Here is a 2,070-nt window from a genome sequence, read left to right as displayed (position 1 = left end):
CTCCTCAAACGGGTTGGACAGGACCTGACGGGGATCGCCCTGCTCAACGACAACCGCCGCCATCCATGAACAGGACGTGATCGGGCACTTCGGCGGCGAACCGCATCTCGTGCGTCATGATCAGCATGGTCATTTCTCGGCAGCCTCGCCCAGCGTGACGCCGACCGGCTTGCCCTTTAGCGCGTCGACGGTGACGCCGGCGCCCTTGCGAACGAAGGCAGCAAGGCCGGCCGGAGCGGTAGTAGGGACCGACGAAGTCGATGGCCTTCTTGCGCTTTTCAGTGATGCTCATGGAGCCAATGATGGTTTCATAGCGACCGGTAACGAGACCGGCGATGATGCCGTCCCATGCGGTCGTCACGATGTTCGGATCGGCCTTCAGGCGGCGAGCAATCTCGGAGTCAATATCGACGTCGAAACCGACCACTTTGTTGTTTTTGTCAACGAAGCTGAAGGGTTGAAAAGCGCCGCAGAGAGCAACCGACAACTTGCCGGCGTTTTCGATCTTCTGCAGGTCATCCGCCTCGGCAGCGGTGAAGGGCAAGCAGATTGCAGCAGCCACCAGAACAGCGGAAAAAACTCGGTTCAGTTTCATGCGGAATCGTAGGACGTTTACGGGGAACAAAAAAGAACACAAGGTGCTTGATATTCTCAACAGGTGCCGAAAAAGTAACTAGAATGACGAAATTGGAGGTAGCCCATGGACGATCTCGATAGGCGGCTGATCGCAGAATTGCGCATCAATGGCAGGGCTTCGGTGCCGCAGCTTGCGCAGCTTCTCGGAGTCGCCCGAGCAACAGCCCAGAAGAGACTGGATCGTCTTATCGCGGGCGGACATATCAAAGGGTTCACGGTTCGTCTGAAGGACGACATCAGCAAGGATCTGATCAAAGCATTTATCCTGATCACGGTAAGCGGCTCACCACGGCCCGCCGTTGCAGCCATCAAGCGGCTCCCCGGGGTGGCGTCGCTTTCCAATACGAATGGCGTTTGGGATGTAATCGCTGAAATCGAGGTTGCCACGATGTCAGAATTGAACGAGCTCATCTCAACCGTTCGGGCGACAGACGGCGTCTCGAAGAGCGAAACCTTTATCTTGCTGGGCCCTGCATGATCTGGAGCCGGACGTTCGTGTGATTCTGACGTAATGACAACCGAAGGAACGATAGCAAAGCTGATGATTACTCCTAGTTTCGCGCTTCAAGACCAAAAGTGACCGACGCAGATTTGAATTCGAAGATCTTCTCTGCGGTGGCATGAATCTCCCCGGGATCGACACGACACCGACCATTCTGACGTATTGACCAGAGCACAACTCGGCGGGAAAATTGGACGCCCACATTCGCGGAGACTTCGGTGCCCATTGACACAGGAAGGGTGCTGCGGGTGCCGAGGGCGCGAGTACGAACGCGCGGCAAAGGCTTTGTTTCGCCGGAGATCATGATCAGCCAGCGTCCTGCTGAAGCAGTCGATCGGGCGGAGCCAGGACACTGGGAAGGGGTGACCTCATCTTGGCCTCGGCAGCTCGACGATAGGCACGCTGGTCGAGCGCACAACGCGCTTCACGATGCTGTTGCATCTTCCGCGCCTTGTCGGTCACGGTGACGCGCCGCGCGCGAAGAACGGGCCTGCGCTCGCTGGGCCATGGTGCTGAGGCCGTGCGCGACGCGAGCACTCGCACCATCATCACCTTGCCCGAAGAGCTCTGCCGATCGCTCACCTGGGATCAAGCCGAGATGGCTCAGCATGCACGATTGAAGATCGATGTGGGCGTCCAGGTCTTCTTCTGCGATCCGCAAAGCCCGTGGCAGCGCGGCACCAACGAGAACACCAATGGACTGCTGCGTCAGTACTTCCCGAAAGGAACCGATCTGAGCGTGCACAGCACCGACGAGGTCGCCGCCGTGGCCGCCGCTCTCAATGCCAGGTCGCGAAAGACGCTCGGCTGGAGAACGCCAGCCGAGGCCCTTGACGAGTGGCTGATGCAGGTAAACAAAATCCGAGTTGCGCGCGACCGCTTGAATCGCCCAATACGTCTCGATCAAATACACCGAGCGGCTGGTGGAAGCT

At 58.3% G+C, this 2,070-nt stretch carries 2 protein-coding genes and 1 pseudogene; 2 read left to right on the top strand and 1 reads right to left on the bottom strand.

Annotation, left to right across the window (positions count from 1 at the left end):
* Nucleotides 1–43: 43 nt before the first annotated feature.
* Nucleotides 44–595: a transporter substrate-binding domain-containing protein gene (locus tag E5W70_RS31965; RefSeq protein ID WP_292665298.1), complete on the bottom strand. Its 552-nt coding sequence runs from the start codon at nt 593–595 to the stop codon at nt 44–46.
* Between the two features lie 105 nt (nt 596–700).
* Between E5W70_RS31965 and E5W70_RS31960 the strand changes: the two genes are divergently transcribed.
* Together E5W70_RS31960 and E5W70_RS31955 are read left to right on the top strand one after the other, a co-directional pair.
* The gene (locus E5W70_RS31960) at nt 701–1,114 is read left to right on the top strand and encodes an Lrp/AsnC family transcriptional regulator (protein WP_292665296.1); all 414 of its coding nucleotides are present in this window, start codon (nt 701–703) and stop codon (nt 1,112–1,114) included.
* A gap of 248 nt (nt 1,115–1,362) precedes the next feature.
* A pseudogene (locus tag E5W70_RS31955) lies at nt 1,363–1,973 on the top strand (IS30 family transposase); the annotation flags it as partial.
* Nucleotides 1,974–2,070 lie beyond the last annotated feature (97 nt).

Source organism: Mesorhizobium sp., from assembly GCF_005063415.1.
Lineage (GTDB): Bacteria > Pseudomonadota > Alphaproteobacteria > Rhizobiales > Rhizobiaceae > Mesorhizobium.
The sequence above is the reverse complement of the archived record's forward strand: the minus strand, read 5'-3'. Positions and strand labels throughout refer to the sequence as shown.

Coding starts and splice junctions, on each gene's coding strand:
- E5W70_RS31965 (WP_292665298.1), bottom strand. CDS start 595: ATGAAACTGAACCGAGTTTTTTCCGCTGTTCTGGTGGCTGCTGCAATC.
- E5W70_RS31960 (WP_292665296.1), top strand. CDS start 701: ATGGACGATCTCGATAGGCGGCTGATCGCAGAATTGCGCATCAATGGC.